Genomic DNA, 20,938 nt, shown 5'->3' on the forward strand with positions numbered 1-20,938 from the left:
AATAACACTAAAATCTGAGTTCTGGATTTTTTGGACCTCAGATAATTATAATTTATAAAATGTAGAACTACAGGCTAACAATTTCGTCTCCTGCTATTTTCATAGTTTGATTTTAGATTATTGTCTATAAGGTCCGTTAATCTTCAACCAAGCAGCTAAATCGGTTATTTCTTGATTTTGATCCTCGATCATTTTGTTAGCCATTTCTTTTATCTCATCGTGGTGGCCATGATGTAAGATTGATTGAGCGTTATCGAAGGCGTTTTGATGGTGAACAATCATAAGTTGTGCAAAATCATTATCCGCGTCACCTGTCAAAAGCTGGATGTCTTTCCAGTTTTTCATCTTCTCCATCACGTTCATAATTTCATTGGCAAATGCCTGACCTTCTGTGTTGGAATCCGGAGTATGGTTTTCAAGCCAAGTTGTTAGCTCAGTTTTTTCTGCTGTCTGCATATCAATGATTTGCTGTGCCATTGCTCTTATTGTAGGATCATTCCCGTTCATAAGTTCTTTATTGGCCATATCTATAGCACCCTGATGGTGGATGACCATCATACTGGCAAAATCATGATCTGCATCGCCAGTCATTTGCATGGCATCCATCTGCGAATTCATATTATGCATAATTGTCATAAACTCATTGTCATCATGGCTTTGTAATTTCAAGAATTCATCGTCTTTATCACAAGAGAGTAAACACATGAATGCAAGCGGCATTATTGCTAACCGCGATTTTATATAGTACGTATTTTCAAAGATTTTCATTTTGATTATTTTTATGTAAAACTCATTGTTTTATCAATACACGTTTCATGTCTAACAAAATTTCAGCATAGTCGATTGACAAGTATTCATCATGGACGTATTCTGTAAAAACTATTTCCAAAAGGATGTACTTCAAAAAGTATATCCTCTTGGACTGCAGCAACTCTCTCAAGCGGCCATCTTTCTGCATTCTCCAGCGCATCTTTTACAAGCTTCTGCACAATTTTTACAGTGCTCTGATTGATGACTGTCGCATTCTGCTCCACATTCTTCACAAATCGTGGCGCAAAGACCACATAATTGGCGGGAATAATTTTCACCAATATAGCTATCGGCTCGGGCCATAAAGCTGGCAGCCATACGGCAGATATCAGCACAATATCTATTCAACTGGATACATTTTGCCATTGCTTTTACATCTTCCTCTTGAAGACATGCTGTTGCACAGTGGTCGCATTCACTTGCACATTCATAACAGGCATCGATACAATTTTTAAATTTTTCGTGACTCATAACTAGTTAATTTAAATTTTCTTCAGGTCCGCTGTTGCCCGGCCTTCAGTATCGCTGTTGCCCGATGATAAGACATCAAGGTGCCAAGTGTTTGTTATTGAAATTGTAGAATGCATCTACCGTACCAAGTATGCAAATTGGATTAGTTTTTTCAGAACCGAGAGCGGACCAAACTACTCTAAACATAAAGCCTCCTACAGTTCATGCAGGAGGCTTTAGTGTCGTTATCAAAAGGTCTAGTGTCTGTTAACCTTCTGTAAATTTCAGGATTTAAACTTTTCACCAAGTGCCTTAGGGTGTACCAGAGTATTTCTATCAGATTTTTTGACTACTGAAACCAAATTATTACCGAAATAGTGAATGGAGTCTTGTATTTAAAATCGTACAATTACTGCTACTTCCTTTATAATAGATCTAAAGATAACTTCCTCAAAACCTAGCCTATAATTGAGGCAGTTTAGTCAAGCTATTTATATCAATATAGTTTAATCTTATTAATTGAACATCAGTACTCAATAATTCAACATCAATCCCACTCCAAAACCCATATCACTGTCATAATGTGTTCTAAAACCAAAGTTTTTAGCTAGAATGTAATTTAACCCTACCATATATTCTTTGTCAGTATTTACCATAAAGTTTGCCCTGATTCTTTTTGAAACAGGAATATCGTCTCGTCGTAATTGAACTCTGACATTGCCATCTTGGTAAACTTCAGTTTGTAAAATAAAAAGCATAGGTAAGGTATAAGCAACTCCTACACTGAATTGAGCGCGGTTGTCTTTCGTGCTTTTCTGTCCAAAGATGTTTTGCTCCACTTCGCCGTGTCCTAGTTTCCTGTAGCGCCAATCAAAACCAACAAAAGGCATTAACCATTGCATTCTTCCAAGATATCTGCCTACGTGCGTTTCACTTTCATAACCGTGCTCATCATTGTACCCTAGTCGCCATTCAGAGCCAAAACTCCAACGCGTATTTTGCAACATTGCCACTCCGTCATTTCCATTGGTGGCAAAGTCATTTTGAGCCATAAGGTGTAATTGGTTGCTTTCTTGTTGCAATTTTTTATAAGCCCATTTTTTCTCCGGTAAAAGGGGATTTGGTTCTTGTTTTTCATAACTGAAAACCCGGTTCATGCCTGCCATCATATGATAGAGAATGTGGCAGTGGAAAAACCAATCTCCCTCTACATTAGCTTCGAACTCAATTACGTTGGTTTCCATTGGCATAATATCCATTACGTTTTTGAGCGGAGCGTACTCCCCTTGTCCGTTGATCACCCTAAAATCATGTCCATGCAAATGCATCGGGTGGCGCATCATCGAATTATTGAAAAGGGTAATTCGCACGATTTCCCCTTTTTTTATCAATATTTTATCGGATTCTGAAAGCACCTTATTATCCATACTCCACACATAGCGGTTCATATTGCCTGTCAGTTCAAAGCGCATTTCCCTAACGGGTGCACTAGCAGGTAATGTGGTTTTAGTTGGAGATTTGAGCATTGCATAATTGAGGGTTACAATGTCCGTATTGCTAGAACCGTGACTCGAATGATCCATGTTTTTCATATCCATTCCAGGCTTTTCATCCATTTTCATCGGTTTCTTTTCGCCGGAAATTTCAGGATACATGACTGTGTTCATATCCATTTGTTGCAGGCTCATATTCATCCCCATATCGTTCATGTCGCCGTTCATTTTCATCATATCGTTCATCATCTTCATGCCTTCAAAATATTTCAATTTGGGCAATGGACTGACCAATTGTTTGATGCCCGAACCGATGTAAATGGAAGCTGATTTGGTGCGGTCCTCCGCTGTAGCAAGAAACTCATAGGCAGTATTTTCAGCAGGAATGGTCACGATTACATCATAAGTTTCCGACACACCAATAATCAACCTGTCGACTTCCACAGGATCTACATCGTTGCCGTCATTGGCTACAACGGTCATTTTGCCGGCTGCATAGGTGAGCCAAAAGTAGGAGGAAGCACCGCCGTTTGAGATTTGCAATCGTACTCTATCACCTGCTTTGAATTGGGATAATTGGCTTTCATTTTTGCCGTTAATTAGAAATCTATCATAATAAATATCACTCACGTCCATTGCCAACATTCGTTTCCATTCGTTGGCAACTTTGGTTTTAAAATGACCTTCCCTTATAGCCTCTGCATAACTTTGAGTGGTTCCTTTTTTAATAGCGAACCAATCAGAAGCATTGTGCAACATCCGATGCACATTTTCAGGTTTGTAGTCTGTCCACTCACTTAGAATAATAGGGACAGTCGGAATATCGTCAATCCCTGCCCTTAATCCTGGGTCATCCTCCCGCTTTTTTAGTATCATGGAGCCATACATTCCTATTTGCTCTTGCAGTCCGCTATGGCTATGATACCAATGTGTGCCATGTTGGATTATTGGAAATGTGTATTTGTGTGTCGTGCCGGGTTCTATCGGCATTTGCGTTAGAAAGGGAACACCATCTTCCTTATTGGGTAAAAACAAGCCATGCCAATGTAAAGAGGTGCTTTCTTCGAGTTGGTTGTGCACGTATATTTCTGCTATATCACCTTCGGTAAAGGTCAGTGTTGGCATCGGAATTTGCCCGTTTACGGCAATGGCCCATTTTTCTTTGCCTGAAAAATTGACAAGGGTATCCTTTACATACAAGTCGTATCGCACTACTTTTTGTGCGAAAAGCGAGTTGGTTACCAATAGCACAACACCTATTAGCAACAACTTCTTATAAATATTACTTTTTATCATTTTAGGAATTTGAATTATTTAGTTTTAATAAGCTTGCATTTATAGCAACTACTATGGTACTGACACTCATTAACACTGCACCCATAGCAGGGCTTAGTACAAAGTTTGGATAGAGCACACCTGCGGCAAGGGGAATAGCGATAATATTATAACCTACTGCCCAAATAAGGTTTTGTATCATTTTCTGGTAGGTTCGTTTTCCGAAATCGATCATTTTGGCTACATCTCTTGGGTCGCTATTTACCAGAATGATATCAGCGGTTTCGGCGGCCACATCGGTTCCTGAACCCACAGCTATCCCCACATCTGCCTGTGCCAACGCAGGTGCATCATTGACCCCATCCCCTGTCATCGCTACAATTTCGCCTTTGGCTTGGAATTCTTTAATTTTCTCTTGCTTGTTGTGCGGGAGCACGTTGGCAAAAAAACCGTCCATTTTCAACTCATTGCTCACTGCTGCAGCAATTTTTTCATTATCGCCAGTAAGTAAGTATGATTTGATGTTCATATCCTTCAAATCATCAATTGCCTGCTGTGAGCCTTCACGAATGGTATCTGCCAACGTAATTATACCCACTACTTCATCGTCAATCAGCAAAAAATTCACGGTTTCGGCATCTTGATTGATGTCCTTAGGAAGGTCAGGCAGGGCTAAAGTTTTGTCCTTGAAATAATTCGGCCCGGCTGCTACTACAGACTTACCTTCAACGGTTCCCGACACACCAATTCCCTGCATCAACTGAAAGTTCTCTGATTTCCACAGCTCGAGATTTTTGTCTTTTAGAGTTTGGAGTACACCTTTTGCAATATGGTGTTCTGAATTTTGCTGAACTGCTGCTGCGTATTGGATGATATCATCCTCAGTATATTTATCTGTTAACGGAATAGTTTTCTGAACCCTGTGAGATCCTTCAGTAAGTGTTCCGGTTTTGTCAAAAATGATTACCGATAATTTCCTTGTGGTCTCAAAAGCAGTCCTATTCCTGATTAAGAGGCCATTTGTAGCAGAAAGGGTTGTAGAGATAGCAACTACTAATGGGATAGCAACCCCCAAAGCGTGAGGGCAAGCGGTGACCATTACCGTTACCATTCGTTCTAATGCAAAGGATAAATCTCCGCTATTGCTGTACCAAAAAATAAAAGTTCCCACGCCAACAGCGATAGCAATGAAGGTGAGCCATTTGGCAACCCTATCTGCAAGGTTTTGGGTGTTGGATTTTGCTGCCTGTGCATCCTGCACCAGATTGATTACCTTATTGAGGTAGCTGTCTTTGCCTACTCCAGTAGCCTTAATCTTTAAAACCCCATCCCCATTTATCGAGCCTGCAATGACTTTTGCATCTACCTGCTTTTTCACAGGTACACTTTCGCCCGTAAGCATACTTTCATTGACAGAAGAAGAACCTTCCAATACCAATCCATCAGCGGCAATTTTCTCTCCTGGCTTAATGATGACAGTATCGTCATTCATAAGCTCTTCCAACTTTATTTTAACTGCTTCACCATTGCGTTCAATAGTTACTTCATTGGGCAGTAAAGCCACCAAAGACTGTAATGCCTTTGAAGCAGCCATTTGAGAACGCATCTCCAGCCAATGCCCTAATAGCATAATTACAATCAAGGTGGCAAGCTCCCAAAAGAAATCCATTCCTGGAAATCCAAGAGCTACAGCCATACTGTAGAAGTAGGCCACTGATATAGCCAATGCGACCAAAGTCATCATACCAATGGCTTTGGATTTTATTTCGCCAACCATTCCCTTCAGAAATGGCATCCCCCCATAAATATAAATGGCTGTTCCCAATGCCATTAAAACGTATCTGTCTCCAGGGAAGGAAATGCTGAATCCTAACCATTGCTGTATCATATGAGATAGCAGCAAAATGGGAACCGTAAGAATTAAACTTACCCAAAACCTCTGGATGAAGTCACTGGTATGATGACCTTCGTGTTTGTCAAAATCAGCTTTTGAATGTTCCGCCGGGTGCTTTGAAGATTTGGAATGGTGAGAATGTTTGGCCTTTTCTCCAAAAGGCACCAAGTCCATCCCACAAATAGGACATTTTCCCGGTTCGTCTTTGAGCACCTGAAGGTGCATCGGACACGTATATTTTCTCACTTTTCAGCGTTTTTGAAATCAAACGAAACGCTCACAAACTCCCAACTTATCTCTATTTTGCCTTGGTTTTCATCTGTTTTAACTACCTGATATTGTAAGGATTCAATGAGATCATCATTCTTTTTTGGTTTAACTTTTATCCTGATCAGATCGTTTTCCGAATTGTAATCATCCGCCAAATGCATATCCCAATCTTTACTAAGTATAAGTATCCACTCCCCCTCATTTGGAATGGTAAAAAACCCATACTTTCCTTTAGCAATTAGTTGATTGTTGATTGTTACATCCTCCGAAAATTCAATCCACGTAGCTTTGTGCGCACCAGTCGCCCAAACTTGTCCATAAGCGACCAGACCATTCCAAATGTTACGTCCCCTTACGCTTGGGGAGCCATAATCAATATGTATATGGTTGTCTCCAATCATTGCCATAGCGGATGTACGGGGACTTTTGGATTTTACAGTAGTATCTTTCTCTGTCTGATGATGTTCGTGTTGAGCGAAAGTAATAATAGGTGACAAACCAAATAGTAGTATTATAATTAATTTTTTCATAAGTTTTTGGTAAAATTTATATGTTAAACTAATAGTGAGGATAATGATTTTTTTTCAATTTAATGGGAAGCAAGTTAACCTACTCCATTACTTTTGTTTCAGTTCTCTATTTACCCAATTTACTATTTCAATTTTGTCTGACTCTGATAATTTTGAATCTCTATGAATAAAGGTATAGGACCTAAGAGGCATATCATTTGCTTTTATTTGTTTTGAAATTCTATCTAATTTGTTTTCTTGTTTACGCTTAGAATAGCTACCAAATTCACTAAAATTCAGATTTTCTTTTCCTTCTTTTATATGGTATTCCATTAAAATCCTCCCAGGTTGTATGTATGAATACCAAGGGTAATTCGTGTTGTTGCTGTGGCAGTCATAACAGGAGGTTTGGAGGATTTGTCTTACGTTAACGGGTATATCTAATACTTCTGTAATGTGTAAAGGTGTAACCTGACCCTCATCCATATTGCGGGCAGGCTGGTAAAATTGTATCAATACCAAAACACCAAACCCGATCAGGAAAAATATTTTAAAGTATCTCAATCTTAACATTTACAGTTCCTTTTTTATGGAGCCGCAGGTCAACATTTTGGTGCCAAGATAAGGATTCTTTATTTCCTTGTATTCACTGATCCAAACAGCCCCTTTGCCATCTTCATACATCGGGCAAAAATCTTGGTAGAGTACTTTGGAAGTTCCAAAAACACCAAGGAGATCATCGACATCCCTACTCAACATGGCAAAATGCTCTCTTTGATGAGCTATATTATTGGCATTGTCGGCAATATGCTCTGCCTGCTCCAGAGCATCATCCATCACTTCGTCATAGATCTTTTTCTGCTCGGAAGTAAAAGAATCAACATCAAACTCAGAAATCTCCGATACTACCTTTTCGCCAAATCTTGCCGCATCTTTAGCATTATCTGCTGTTAAGGCATTTTTCAGATTCAGATACTCGGTAATTAGATTATCCATAGCATCTTCCTGCGTATTGCCAGCTTTTGTTTCAGCCTTTACATCCATAGTCTCGGAATTTGTTGCCGAGGCATCATGATGCTGTTCGTTTGATTCTGCTTCTTTTGTTTCTTTGGATTGACATGCTCCCAAAGAAATTATTAATGTTATAAATAGTATCTTATTCATTTTGTTAGATTTTAATTTCTATTAACTAATTTAATTAATATGTTTTATAGGACTTTAAAGTTCAACATCATCCCGTCGTCCTCATGTTCCAAATTATGACAATGGACTACGAATTTGCCTAGTTGTTCAAATTTCATGATTACCTGAACCTTTTCCCTAGGAGCAACTAACACAGTATCTTTCCAACCTCTTTCATGGGGTACTATCGTATTTCGGCCTCCGGTCCGTGCTACAATTTGAAAGTGGACACCATGCACATGCATAGGATGGGCTTCATCACCACTAGTGTTATCAAATTCCCAAATCTCTGTAGATCTCAGTTCCACCGTCTCATCAATCCGATCAGATTCAAATACTTTTCCATTGATTTGATGCATGCCACTCATATTTTGGCCCATATTCATGGTAAGCTTGAAGGGTCTTGTCTTACTGGCACCTGAAAGATTGGTTAACGGTATCAGCGAAGTTGGTAAAATGAATTCGGCATTTTCGCTATTCCTAACATTGAATCTTATGATGTTGAAGCTTTGGTCTCCTTGAGCGGATCCCATACCGGAAAACTTCTCATTCATAAGGTAAAGCATTTTACCCTCTTTAACATTTGAAAAATCAATGAGGATATCTGCTCTTTCTCCGGAGCTTAGCAACAAGTTTTTTACGATTTCTGGCTTTGGCAGCAGCCCACCGTCTGAACCGATCACATAGAAATCCCCACCATCGCTCAATGCTAGGTTGTAGATCCTAGCGGTGGAACCATTGAGAATTCGAAAACGATAAAAACGAGATTCGACTTCAAGAAAAGGCTTGTTGGTTCCGTTCACTAAAATAGTTTCGCCCAAGAAACCTGTCATTACCTCCCCCATAGTTGGGTTGTATGTAATGCCACCGCCGGAATTGAGGCGCTTATCCTGAATTATTAACGGAACTTCATAAGCACCACTAGGGAGATTGAGTGCTTTTTCTTCTTCGCTTTCCACAATAAACATTCCTGCCAATCCTTTGGTAACCTGCTTGCCAGTGAGGCCATGCAGGTGAGGATGGTACCAGTTTGTCCCAGCTTGTTGGATGACTGGAAATTGAAAGTTAAAAGATTCATTGGGCATGATCATGTGATCTGGGTGGCCGTCCATTGCGGCTGGGATCACTAAACCATGCCAATGAATATTGGTATGTTCTGACAGTTTATTTGTAAAATTAAGGTTTACATTCTGATCTTTTTGGACTCTAATCGTGGGGCCCAACAGTCCAACTCCGTATCCCAATACCGATACTTCCCCGCCATTTCCCAAGGTTTCCATACCACCTTGAGCACTCAGAGCTGAAGTACCATTGATTGTTTCAGGGACCTTCAATGGATTATTAAATACACCGTCCACAACATTTGGAGCTTCTCCTCCCATGCCATGATCCATGCATGAAGTCAAAAGACTTGGTCCTGCCGCAATGGCAACTGTACCCAATCCCATTCTCTTTAAAAATTCACTTCTGTTCATTCAGCTACAACATTGGGATTAATTAATTTTTTCAACGGTACTTCCGCAAGTCATCATCATTGACCCATAATATGGATTCTTGATAGAGCTTTCTTTACTAAGCCAGTTTGCTCCTTTCCCATTGTTGTACATGGGACATTTTTGGTAATAAACGGTTGGTCCGGCTGTAGAAAGCTTCATCAACTCATACATAGGCTGTGAAAGACCTGAAAAATAAACGCGTTGATCATCAGCATCGGTGGACTCGCTGATTTTTTCTGCATTTTCGCTTAATGCTTTCATTTTCACCATCCACGCTTCATGGGTTTTTGGTTCCAGTTCGCCCATTTTCACTTTGCGGATTGCAGTTACGAGAGCCTTTGCTGCAGTGGATGCTGACTTCCCATCTGATTGCACCAAGGCATCTTTTAAATCAAAGTATCGGTCGAAAACAGGCTGAAGCTCACCGGCATTTTGCATCTGAATGTTTTCTGAGGGTTTTTCCCCATTTTTCATCCCCATTTCCGCGCCGTGGTTGGCATGGCTTCCCATTTTTACGGGCTGTTCGGAATGTTTTTCCATTTTCATACTCGAGTTTGGCATGATGGTTTCTTTTTTATTTATTCTTTCGTATTGACAACATTCAGAAAGTATTGCATACGCTTTATCTGGCGCAAGAAACTGGTCGCTATCGTAACCTGCCAATGCAATGCGCTTCAAGATCTCATCAGAATTGGTCAATTTTTCATCAAAGGTGATTGTAGCCATTTTGGTATCTTTATTCCAATCTACCTCCACTGCATTTTTTACATTACCCGCTCTTTCAATGGTTGCTTCGCACATTTGGCAGTTCCCATAAATTTTTACACTCTCGGTTTTAGTGTTTTTGATTTGAGCATTTATAGCTGTAGACGATAGCAATGCCATGATTGCCATCAATATTTTTATTGATTTCATTTTTTTAAATTTTAATGAGGGAAAGAAATTATTAAGAAAGCCGGTAATTGCTTTCAATTAGACAGTTCTGTGGCTGTAATGGAAAAAAATCAGCCTATTTTAGGCGGTAGCCAAACTGATAAAAAACCTGATGAATAATTGGTTCTCTGATAGTAAAAGATAGATTCGCTCCATTTCAAACCACCTGAAAATTGGGCATTGGTAAGCAATAGCGGAATAGGACTATTGGATGGGCAATGGCAAGCGTGATCCGAACACTGTCCGTTACATCCTTCTGAATCTTTTTCAGAATGACCATTTGCGCAGCATTTCTTGGTTTCAGAATCATATTCGCTGTCACACGTCTCAGTCTTGGGACTCTCAGCTTTTTCGCTCGACTTACCGCAAGCATAGGTATCTGATGGGTTCAAAAAGAATCCAAGAGAAATTAAAAACGCCATGAGTGCAAACTTTTGCATATCTAGGAGACGAAGATACACGATTTTTGTTGTCTTTTTATGGCGCCAATATCAGCCGACACTCCCAGAATGAATTGGGCTAACCGCTCTGAAATCTTGGCTTCAGTTCAGATTTGTATTCCTCAGGTCTAATGTTCGAAAAAGAAAACCTTTCATCGACCATTTCCGAGTATTTTTTAAAATTCAACAGTTTGTTCATATTGGAACAGCCGTCGCAATTCAAACATTGTTCCCGAAGAAATGTAGGTTTTCCATCGACATACTGAAAAACAAATATCTCGTAAGGATTCTTGCAACATTCATCAATTTTTATCCGACTCCAAAGTTCACAATCCTTACAAACTATGACGGCATCAAATTGATAGTCGTAGGTAATTGAAATGTTGTTGGACCCTAAATTTTTACAGACCAACATATCCTTTACCAAACTATTGAAAATTAATTTCCTCAGCAAGTGGCACAGAAACCTCTCCGGGAGACAAGGACTCATACTCAAACTGTCGATAGGCTTCCCCATCGGCCAAAACACTGACTGTCGCTGAAAGTGGCTGGAAAGAATCATCGGTTTCTCCTCCCAAGTGAACGGCATTGAAAACTAGACCCAGGCTATGGATCGGGGCTGAGGAAGTGGCTGAAATGGTTGGGACTTCTGGCTCGAAAGAAAGTGTGTAGGTATTGCCTTGTTCGATCACTTGAGTCCAGGTGAGTTCGGTCGGCTGATCCAACACCGGAGCGACAAAAGTAGATGTGCCGCTCAGCATGCTGTGAACCGAAAAAGTCACCAAATAGTCGGCGTAATTACCATCCATTTCAACTTCGATGGTCACAGATTTTTCAACAGATTTTGGAGTCTCATCCTCAGAAGAACAGCTAAAAGAAAAAACAACTACAGCGAGTACTAACAGGTATTTCAAGTTTCTCATGGCGTAAAATGGTTTAGTTTAAAATTAAATACTTAAAATTTCAAGGCCGATTGGTCTATTTGACTTACAGTTGTCTACGAATCAATTTCAAGGATATCAGCAAGTAACTTTCTTAAAAAGTTAAGAACCTGGCTGATTAACTATCACAGCCAATATCATACACGGTGGTGTTACTTAGGCGTTTCATTTTTTCTACCTAAGACTTGTATAAAATAACGGTTCAGAAGTCCGGGGCCTTGAAACCTTTTCAAAACTTCGGAACCTGCTTCAAATTCAGCTTTTTTATATTCCTCTTTCTTAGAGTCCAAACTACCGAGGTAAGCCATTTTATAAATTTTGTCGTCAGGATGCTCATGATGAGCTTGTCGAAGCAATTCTTTTCCTTGACTTTCTAAGTCTTCATTATCACCGTATTCATCAGGAAAAATAGAAACTGTCCACCCAGCGATGAATTTGAATTCAGTTAAATTTTGAAAACTTTTTTGCCCCTCTTCATACATTTTTCTCAGCCTTTGTCTAAGATTTATTCTATCGTGAAACTCTGATGAAGCATCTTCAATGGCAATCCAAAGAAAAAAGTAAAAGTGTTTCCAGATTTCAAAATCAGTTGAGTTTCTTTCATAAAGCTCTTTATACAAGGCGAATGCCTCATCAAAGTCTTCTTGGTCTTCTAGTTGTAAAATGTGCCGAATATTTTCCAATATCTTCTATTTAAGCCTTTTCTATAAAAGAGTTAGGTAAAGCGACTAGGATTGGTTCGCTTAACCACCCTCACCTACCCATTTCCTGAGACAGTGAAGGTAAAACGTTCAATTTCTTGAAATCCATGTCATAAAACTGGATTTTCTTAAACTGAGGATCGGCCTCAATCAATACCGGCTGCCCGGTCTCCAAAGTAGCCATTTGGATATTTCCACGACCTAAACTTGAAATAAGCATTTCCTTTTCCTGAGGAGTTACCAGCTCATTGATCGGGAATCTGCCAAGTTCAGATTCCAGGTTGAAGCCATAGTTCTGATAGAATTTCTTGAAGCCATAATTTCCATCCTCGGTCTTTTGATCAAAATCCAATTTGATCCAAATGTTCTCATTTCGCTTCGGAGCTTCGACCGACACTTCATTGCCCTCTCGATCAAACTCAAAAATTTTATGGGACTTAGACTCATGCAGAATCTTGAAGCCTTTGATATCCTGCTCAGGATTAGCATTTTTTAGAAGGGCCTCCTTTGCATCCAAGGCCAGGTTTAAGTTGTCATAAAGATGATGGGATGTTTCATGCTGATTGGTTGATCTATCAAAGTAGGAATAGGAAAGAAATACTTTGCCTTCAGGCATGGATGAAAAGTCTTTGCCGGTTGCTCCATCATAGGATCTCAACAGGTAGCCCTTTGCATAGAGATCGTATGAACCGTGAACATTGATCTTATTCTTCACATTTTCGGCGATGATCTTGGAAGCCTCTTCAGTGCTGGATACTATCATTTCCTTCCCTCTTATTCCCGCATCGTCAATAAAGCTCAAAGTAAACTTGTCGATTAGGATGGCCTTCTTCAAAACAGAAGCTCCTCTGAGCAAATTATAGGCTTCCTTTGCCGTCACGTCATTTCCCTTTCCATACGAAAATGTGTTCTGGATTTGGTCATTAAGGGTGACTTTTACGCTATCCAAAAAATAATGGTAGGGCTTCGAAGATCTCGAGAAATTCAGCTCATAATTAACCTTGTCCTTTACCAGGCTTCCATCCTTTTGCCTGGCATTAAAATCGGCTGAAACTCCGATTTTAAAGAACTCCTGTCGCTCAGAAACTTTAGCTTCAAGTGCAGCATTTAACGAAGTGCCAAAGCCAAGGAATTTCAGGTTCTTTTTAAGGAATTCAAGATTATTATTCTCCATAATTTTGGGTGACAAGCGTTTAAATATAGCAAAACCATATCAATCGAGATCTTTCCAATGCAGCTGGTTTAGCTGATAAAAGGACTCTACTCCCTTTTGTTTAGGCTTAAATGTCCGGACGGTTTGAATGATCGCTTGCGAAATGCAGTAGGTTCGAAGTGAAAAGGTGAAAATCGATTCCTTAGAGACCTTATTCTTTTTAGGGTTTTTAAGCTGAACACAATCATTGTACAAATAATACCCGCAGTTCCGATCATAAACCAGATCCTGAACTTTACAATCCATCACCCTTCCCAAAATCGAGGTGCTAAAAACGGTATTGATCTTGGCCTTTTTTGAGACCTTCCTGAATGCTTGGGTCAGCAAGCTCAAGTCAAACTCAGCCCCGATGATCAAGAAGCCAGCTTCATCAAATGAGATTCTGGATTTGAACTGATTGGCAAAACAGATCAGGGAAGCATAGGAATCAGAGACAAAAATTGTCCGCGAATCTTCTGAAAGATTAAGGACAGAAATTCCTCTGGAAGCCTGCTTATTCCGGTAAAGGCTCAGTATTTCACAATCCACTTTTCCGCCTTGCTCATCAAAAAAATCGAAAACGATCTGGCCCGTTTGATCCTGATGGGCAAACTTGGAAAACAGACCTTGGATAGCCTTATCCACCCCTTTGTAGCTCAAAATATCAAAGGTCTCTGTCAAAGCCATTTTCTTGTCCGAAGCGTTTTCTTGGGTTCTTTCCTTCCTCCGTATCGATGCTGTTTAGCCGCTTGATGACATTGATATCGAATTCATCCCTAATCGCTTTTGGGAGTGAGGAATCTGCCGAAATCTTGGAGTATTCCTCCTTGATGTTGTTCAAATCACGGATTGCATCCCTGTCATTTGGGTTTCGGGAAATTCGTCGCTCTGCTTGTTTTTGAACCTCCTTGATGGCTTGAAGGTATCCTTCGCTATACGCTTTATTCTCCTGGCTCTCCTTTCCTAGCAATTTCTGAACACCGGTGATCAATAGGTAGGACAAGCCCCCATCAATCAAAACTGAAAGGACTAACCCGGATTTATTTGATCTGAGTCCCTTAGGAGCAGATGGCGAAAGTTGAAATGCTGTCCCATCTGCCAACAGCACCGTTTCCCCTTCCTTGTATGTCTTCTTTTGGTGTGGATCGAGTTCTTGCCCATTAACCGATTGAGGAGCTTTGATGTCTCGGGGATTGTAGGAGAGAAATTGTTTGGTTCGCTGATCGTACTCGATAATGTCGGTCTGAATGTTTCCTTCTTTGTCCACATAGCTTTTTTTGATGTTGGCCAATTCTTTCCGGACCAGCTGATTCCGCTCAGAGTCATTCAAACTGGGATGTCGGTTCGGTTCCATGTAAACCGGATCAATCCGCAAGGCAGGATTCCCATCTTCTCCCCTAACTATCGAAAGTCTAGCCGGTAATTTATCGATGTAAATATCCTTCCCTTTCAGATCGGTCAATTCCACGATATCAGTCATTCCGCCATTTTTCAGGGCGTTGACTTCTTTTTCAGGAATGGTAAATTTTCCGTTTTTGATGACTCCAAAAATCTCCAAATCCTTCATCGGTAATCCATTTTGGCTTTTCATAGTGCTTACTTTATGGTTTTGATAAATAAGTTATTGCCTCTTCTTTAGTCGATAGTTTTGAAATCAATTGAATGAATAAGATTGGATTGACATATTCCTTTCCCTTTTTAATACTCAAGTGCAGATGATCGCCAGTAGCTCTTCCTGTACTTCCGGAAATTCCCAGGATCGTACCCGGTAAGACGCGCTCGCCATTTGTTACAAAGGACTGAGAAAGGTGAGCGTAAGTCGATTCATACTTGCCGTGTTGGACTTTGACAAAAATTCCCAAAAGCGAATCATTGCCCACCGACACAACCATTCCATTAAGCATGGAAAGCACCTTTGAACGCTTGGTTTTCAAATCGATTCCCCGATGAAATTTCGTTTCCCCGGAAAATGGATCGGAGCGGTAGCCAAACTTTGAAGTCAGGAAAAAATACTCCAAGGGAAGGGAAGCCAACACAAGTTCCTCCCCTTTTTCCATGGGTAGTTCTCCTTGGGACAACGAATGAATTTCAGTTCTCTCCGCCTCTTGCTTCAATTCAGCCAGCTTGATCACGTTCACGGAAGTCAATTCCTTTCGAAATTCAATGGAATTGAATTGAGGAAATGCCTGGTGAGCGACAAAAAGAAGTATAATCGATAGGTTCCTTTGCATGATTTCAAGGCTTAATCTAGGATTGCCATTTCCCGGTGCTTTTCAATAATCTCGGTAACCTGAAAATGGATTTTCTCAAAGTGCTTGGTCAGGATCTCTTCTTTCTTGCCTTTGAAATCATAGAATTTCGGAGTGCTTCGATAGGAGTTTTCCTCCTGCTTGATCTCCCTCATATCCAAATTGACCCGACAATGAACATTGGATGTTTTGTATTTCCCGTCAAACTGAGTTCCTTCTGTGGCGATAATTCCAGCAATCTCCCCGGTGTGCATAGACGCTATTTTACCCGCAGGAATCAGCGGATCATATCGCTCACTATACGAAATCGAGGTTTTATCCCGATCAATCGAAACACTCTGCCCCAATTGCTTTCGCTTTCCAAACATCATCTCTAACCAGGAAAGCGTATCCTTATGGCGAACTGAACCACAAAGGACATTTCCGATCACCGAGGTCATGGTCGAAGCTGTTTCCTTTCCCTGAAGCTGGTTTAACTGGGGCAGCTCCTGAAGGCCGAGTAAAACCGCTACTTTATTACTCCGGGCAGTTGAAATCAGGTTTTCGATTTTATGGATATAAAAAGTCGGCGCTTCATCCGCTATCAAGGCGGTCGGAAGATTCCCTTTGGTATTTATCAATCGGGTTAGCCGGTTGATAATGACCGAATAGCAGGTTCCTGTGATACTCTGCGTTTCGGTACTATTGGCAAGGACTAGAATGGATGGGCTATTGGGATCTGAGATTTTGAGGTCGAAATCATCCCCGCTGAATACCCAGGCGGTTTCTTTGGTATTCAGTCTGGAAAGGAAAATCTTCAAGGTACCGACCTGCCCTTCCAGCTGTTTGTAAACCTTCTTTTCAAAGGCACTTCGGAAGGGAGATACCATGGATCTGAGTTCGGGATATTTCGTCAGACAGTTAAAAATATCCTCATAGTCCCTGTTGAGAAAATCCAGCACATGGGCGAAGGTGGAATATTTGCCTTCCTCATATCGAGACACAAAAAAGATACAGGCGGAGAGAAAGTTGATGGCGGATTGCTCGAAAAACTTGTCTGCTCCTCCGGACGAATCAGATTTTTGAAGGGATTGAAAAATAGCCTCTGCTGTTTCCGAAGCATTGGCCACCGTCTTCAAATACCTTCTGTTGATCGGATTAATCCTCCTGGAATATTCTACCTCGTCCAGATTGATGACATGGAATTTGAAATTTAGGTTTTTCTTCTTGTCCTGTGCTTTGAGATAGTGGAAGTAGGCAATCTGAGCCAAGTCAGGAAACTTGAAATCATAAAGGCACATTGTAAATCCCTTGCCTATCATCTGACGGATAAAAGGATTAATCACCCCGAAAGACTTACCGGAACCTGGGGTTCCAATCACAAAAGTCCCTCTAAATGGATTGACCAAGTTGATCCATCCTTTCCGGACTTTTCCCCTGAAATAGAACTTCATGGGGATGTTGACGGAATAGGGATTTTCGATTTTTTTGGTGTCTTGCATGAAGGACTCCCCTTCGATATTCCATTCATCCTTTCCCAGTCCCGATTTGATCAATTTCGACACATTGTCCAATGAGGTATGGATCAAAACAGCCCCTATAAATAAACAAAGGCTGTACCCGAGGTCTTGAATGGAAGTGAGATCCATCACCAAAAATGAATCTTCCAGCGAGTAGAGATAGATCGAACCAAAGAATAGCATCAACCCGATGGCCAAGGGAAAAATGATCTGATTTTTCGGGTTTAAATCCAGGTTCTTTCTCGATACTGTACCGATGGCTGAAAGGCAAATCGCTATCAAAATGGCCAATTTGCCAAGAAGCACATTACTGTAAATCTTCAGGTTTTGCAGCTTTTCGAAAAGGGGAAAAAGAAACCTTCCCACCCCATCCATGGCCAACAACTGTGGGGCATAGACAAACATCATAATGTCCAAAAACACCATCAGGTAAACAATGAATTGAAAGGTCGCGTGAAGGCTTTTTAATTCTCTTTTCTCATTCATAGCATGGACTTAATTGAGGGGAAAATCATCTTTTGGTGAAATTCATAGCGTGTCTGCTGCCAAAAGATCAGCGTACTTTATCTCCAAAGAGAGCGTTCTTCCACTGATTTGGGATTCGGAAAGCTCGATGGTGAACACCTTGGAATTGGGGAAGGTGAACTTTTTGAACACGTAGATATTGTGATATTTCTTCTCAAAGCTCTTCGGAGTGAAAAGCTGGTATTCCGGTTCTATCTCTATGGATTGGACATTGGTTGCTTTGGTGATTCGCTTGTCCTCGATCTTAAATCTCAACTGGTCCAGATCAAATTTGAGATTGGTCTTGTTCGTAAAGGAGATGTCCAAAAAGATATAATCGTCAACGGTGTAGATACTATTCACCTGACCGGTAACTCCATACTGGCTGCTTTTGGTGATGTTATCCTTCTTCTTCCCTTTAAATGCCTCTATTGAAAAATACCGAAGCTCTTGGTCGCTCAGGGGAATTTTACCGACCTCCAAGGGACTGGTATTGATAGGGAGAATTTCAATTTGAGTCTTCAGCTGTCGCTCATCATGCGCATACCATAAATCGTACTGCGCGATGAATTTCTGCCCGATAATGGTAACCACTCCCAAAGACTTATTGTAACCATTGAGGTTGGAAACACTGTCGCGGATGGCTTTTACCCGAAACACATTTTCCAATGGAATATCTCCGATCATATTGTCGGTCGAGATATCCACGTATTGGATGGGTTCGGGGGAAAGGAAGTGAAGGGAGATTTCCTCGTCGATATAGATCTTGGGAAGTTGGCTTTTCAACAGCGTACCGTTCTGCTGGGCATAGACCGAAATGGTTACCGCCCAAAGGATAAGAGTTATTATTTTCTGTGTCATGTCAAATCAGTTTTGGTTTTGGATCATTTTTCCGTTTTCCTGCAATTCGTTGGTATCGATCAGATAGACAGAAGTCCCATACTTGATATTGGCCTTGTTCTTTTTGATGGATTTGGAAACGGCTTGGGAAGTTGAGGTAAACATTCGTTGGAGGGCAGACATATACAGTTGGCTCAATTCGTCTGAGTTTGGCTGCATAGTCAGATTCATTCCTCCGGTAGTGTTTCCTCCGAGTTCTTTGGAAAATTCCCTGAAGGCACTGGCCGGAACATACAGGCCTTCCATCCCATCCACGTCATAGATGGAGAGTTTAATCGGGAAGATTCGGTCATTGATCATGACCGAAGAGATGGTCAGCTTCACTCGCTGAGCTTCATATCCGGAAATCAATGCATAGAGATAAGTTCCTCTGCCCACGATTGCATTTCCAATCAGAATATCATCTAAAAGTCGGATTCTCAATCTGGCTCCAAGAGTACCGCTCTTGATATCCTGGTCAATGATTGCTTCGATGAACTTCCCCTTTTTTTCTCTGGTGACGGTATTGAATAAGGTAGCGGACCCTTCTGACTTCTGAACCCGATAAACTGCGTTTTCGGTCTCTTTGGCTACTGGCTGGTTCTCCTTTTCTTTTAGCTGTAGCTCTTGATAAGCCGGATCATTCGCCTTGGAAATGGAGTCTATCACAGCCATCTGCGCTTTGAATAGCTCCATGGGATCTTCGTATTTGTTAGCGGGAACTTGGGTCTTTTTCCCTTCCAGCTGATTGATGGCATTCAGTAATTCTTCATCTTCCTTAGAAAAGCTTTGCTGTCTGGAAAGTTGTGGCAAAACAGATGGGATCGAATTGCCTGTTTCGGGTTTTCCGGAGTAAAGACCTGCGCTTTTTAAAGCGTTGTCGATAGAATCCAGCAGCCGTTTTTCCTCCTCGTTATACAGCGTTTTGATTTGGCTGGATTCTTCAACCTCCAGTTCCAAGCCTTTGATAGCCGTGTATCCATCATTTGCTCTTTTATAGGTTTCTCTCGAAGCATCCAGTTTGGAATCAATCGGTTTTTTCTGGATCTGTTCCGATACTTTGCCGATCTCGGATTGGATTCCACTGAGCCCCTGAACAGGCTCAGCCGGACCGTCTTTGCTGAAGGATTTATACCCGTAAAACAGCAAACACAAAAACGGGAGCATGATAATCGGCAGAATGTATTTGGGTTGTTTGAAGTCAATTTTCATGGGAGTGGTTGTTAAAATATTGCAGTTTCTCAATTGCTTTTTCCAGGTATGCGGAATCCGACTTTGAAATGGAATCCTTGTCGATAATCCGTTCTATCTCAGACTTTAACTCCGCCATTTTCGCAGCTCTCAGGGTCAAATCCTGTAATGCTGAAAATTCCCCTGACAGTTCTCCCGGAATGGCCTTCAGTTCTTTTTTGATATGTTCAGCCTGATTCTCCGGGTTAGGATTCAGCACAAAAAAGGTCAGTATGAAAGAGGCTACGATGAGAAGAAGCATGACACAAAAAATGATTTTGGCATGACGATCCATCAACCCCTTCAAATGGCCATTAACCCCTGCCATGTGAGGAAAAAGCTCATTTTTAAGTTCTTGGAAAATGGTGGTTTCCCGATCCTTAGAAGGTGTTTTTCGAAACATTGCTCAGGTCTTTATTTTCGATGGTTTTCCAATTCGTGATCAATACCCCATGGCTGTTATTCTCACTTCTCGGGATATCTATTAATTCACCTTCGGTGATAATCGATCGGGTGATCGTGGCACTTCTTCGATCTATCTTTTGCTTGCCGTAATACCGGAACCTGTTCTGAACAAGGATAATCGAATCCGTCTGGATAGAAAGCACAGAACTTGAGGAGAGAATGGAATTGAAGTAGCCCTTTTCTTTCAGGTTATTGTATTGACCGACTCCTGTCTCATCCACGAAGTACATAGCCCGACTCATTTGGTATTCGATGTGCTTATCGTCGGGAGTCAGGTTGAAAAAAAGGCTATGAAATAAGTCCACGGCTGCTTTGTACTCAGCGGGCCTATTCATTTGCATATTGGCCTGCTTGGCCAAAATGGGTATATCATTGTCCAGGATATAAATGGACTGCCTTGCGTTGGCTACCTGTTTATAGGCGTAAACCGAAACAAAGCCGCAGATAATGATTGAGGTAATCAGGCTCCCAAGGGAAAGAACCGTTGCCAATCTGATTTTCGATTCAATGTTTTGGATGATCATGG

21 protein-coding genes are annotated in these 20,938 nt (G+C 41.0%); all 21 read right to left on the bottom strand.

The window, feature by feature from the left end; translation table 11 throughout:
* Positions 1-117: 117 nt before the first annotated feature.
* Positions 118-768 carry a DUF305 domain-containing protein gene (locus tag ESV85_RS00760; protein ID WP_146914370.1) on the bottom strand — a complete coding sequence of 217 codons (651 nt, stop codon included), beginning with the start codon at positions 766-768 and terminating at the stop codon, positions 118-120.
* A gap of 168 nt (positions 769-936) precedes the next feature.
* Positions 937-1,281: a four-helix bundle copper-binding protein gene (locus ESV85_RS00765; protein WP_146914371.1), complete on the bottom strand. Its 345-nt coding sequence runs from the start codon at positions 1,279-1,281 to the stop codon at positions 937-939.
* A 512-nt stretch (positions 1,282-1,793) separates the two neighbouring features.
* Positions 1,794-4,049, bottom strand: coding sequence for a multicopper oxidase domain-containing protein (locus ESV85_RS00770; protein WP_146914372.1), 2,256 nt, complete (start codon positions 4,047-4,049; stop codon positions 1,794-1,796).
* Between the two features lies 1 nt (position 4,050).
* On the bottom strand, positions 4,051-6,168 hold the full coding sequence (locus ESV85_RS00775; protein ID WP_146914373.1) for a copper-translocating P-type ATPase: 2,118 nt from the start codon (positions 6,166-6,168) through the stop codon (positions 4,051-4,053).
* The gene (locus ESV85_RS00780; protein ID WP_146914374.1) at positions 6,165-6,722 is read right to left on the bottom strand and encodes a DUF2911 domain-containing protein; all 558 of its coding nucleotides are present in this window, start codon (positions 6,720-6,722) and stop codon (positions 6,165-6,167) included. Before ESV85_RS00780 ends, ESV85_RS00775 begins: the two co-directional genes overlap by 4 nt.
* An 87-nt stretch (positions 6,723-6,809) precedes the next feature.
* Complete coding sequence (locus ESV85_RS00785; protein ID WP_146914375.1) at positions 6,810-7,274, bottom strand: heme-binding domain-containing protein; 465 nt, start codon at positions 7,272-7,274, stop codon at positions 6,810-6,812.
* Positions 7,275-7,865 (bottom strand): DUF3347 domain-containing protein, encoded by a 591-nt coding sequence (locus tag ESV85_RS00790; RefSeq protein ID WP_146914376.1) that lies wholly within the window; start codon positions 7,863-7,865, stop codon positions 7,275-7,277.
* A gap of 44 nt (positions 7,866-7,909) precedes the next feature.
* Positions 7,910-9,358, bottom strand: a complete 1,449-nt coding sequence (locus ESV85_RS00795; RefSeq protein WP_146914377.1) for a multicopper oxidase family protein — start codon at positions 9,356-9,358, stop codon at positions 7,910-7,912.
* Between the two features lie 18 nt (positions 9,359-9,376).
* Positions 9,377-10,351 carry a DUF3347 domain-containing protein gene (locus ESV85_RS00800; protein WP_223275880.1) on the bottom strand — a complete coding sequence of 325 codons (975 nt, stop codon included), beginning with the start codon at positions 10,349-10,351 and terminating at the stop codon, positions 9,377-9,379.
* A 32-nt stretch (positions 10,352-10,383) separates the two neighbouring features.
* Entirely contained in the window at positions 10,384-10,734 is a 351-nt protein-coding gene (locus ESV85_RS00805; RefSeq protein ID WP_146914378.1) for a hypothetical protein, read from the bottom strand.
* Positions 10,735-11,180: 446 nt separating this feature from the next.
* Complete coding sequence (locus ESV85_RS00810; protein WP_146914379.1) at positions 11,181-11,675, bottom strand: hypothetical protein; 495 nt, start codon at positions 11,673-11,675, stop codon at positions 11,181-11,183.
* A gap of 170 nt (positions 11,676-11,845) precedes the next feature.
* Entirely contained in the window at positions 11,846-12,376 is a 531-nt protein-coding gene (locus ESV85_RS00815; RefSeq protein WP_103923825.1) for a hypothetical protein, read from the bottom strand.
* A 70-nt stretch (positions 12,377-12,446) separates the two neighbouring features.
* Entirely contained in the window at positions 12,447-13,568 is a 1,122-nt protein-coding gene (locus tag ESV85_RS00820; RefSeq protein ID WP_146914380.1) for a hypothetical protein, read from the bottom strand.
* Between the two features lie 39 nt (positions 13,569-13,607).
* Complete coding sequence (locus ESV85_RS00825; RefSeq protein ID WP_146914381.1) at positions 13,608-14,273, bottom strand: hypothetical protein; 666 nt, start codon at positions 14,271-14,273, stop codon at positions 13,608-13,610.
* Entirely contained in the window at positions 14,251-15,177 is a 927-nt protein-coding gene (locus ESV85_RS00830) for a DUF4099 domain-containing protein (RefSeq protein ID WP_103923822.1), read from the bottom strand. The genes ESV85_RS00825 and ESV85_RS00830 overlap by 23 nt, the downstream gene beginning before the upstream one ends.
* A gap of 10 nt (positions 15,178-15,187) precedes the next feature.
* Complete coding sequence (locus tag ESV85_RS00835) at positions 15,188-15,817, bottom strand: M23 family metallopeptidase (protein WP_103923821.1); 630 nt, start codon at positions 15,815-15,817, stop codon at positions 15,188-15,190.
* Between the two features lie 11 nt (positions 15,818-15,828).
* Positions 15,829-17,820: a type IV secretory system conjugative DNA transfer family protein gene (locus ESV85_RS00840; RefSeq protein WP_103923820.1), complete on the bottom strand. Its 1,992-nt coding sequence runs from the start codon at positions 17,818-17,820 to the stop codon at positions 15,829-15,831.
* 42 nt (positions 17,821-17,862) lie between these two features.
* Positions 17,863-18,699, bottom strand: coding sequence for a conjugative transposon protein TraN (gene traN, locus ESV85_RS00845; protein ID WP_103923819.1), 837 nt, complete (start codon positions 18,697-18,699; stop codon positions 17,863-17,865).
* Positions 18,700-18,705: 6 nt separating this feature from the next.
* Entirely contained in the window at positions 18,706-19,929 is a 1,224-nt protein-coding gene (traM, locus tag ESV85_RS00850) for a conjugative transposon protein TraM (RefSeq protein ID WP_103923818.1), read from the bottom strand.
* On the bottom strand, positions 19,919-20,350 hold the full coding sequence (locus tag ESV85_RS00855) for a hypothetical protein (RefSeq protein WP_103923817.1): 432 nt from the start codon (positions 20,348-20,350) through the stop codon (positions 19,919-19,921). Before ESV85_RS00855 ends, traM begins: the two co-directional genes overlap by 11 nt.
* Entirely contained in the window at positions 20,328-20,936 is a 609-nt protein-coding gene (traK, locus tag ESV85_RS00860; RefSeq protein ID WP_103923816.1) for a conjugative transposon protein TraK, read from the bottom strand. The genes ESV85_RS00855 and traK overlap by 23 nt, the downstream gene beginning before the upstream one ends.
* Positions 20,937-20,938: the final 2 nt, after the last annotated feature.

Origin of the sequence: Algoriphagus aquimarinus (genome assembly GCF_007997215.1) — a bacterium.
Taxonomy (GTDB): domain Bacteria; phylum Bacteroidota; class Bacteroidia; order Cytophagales; family Cyclobacteriaceae; genus Algoriphagus; species Algoriphagus aquimarinus_A.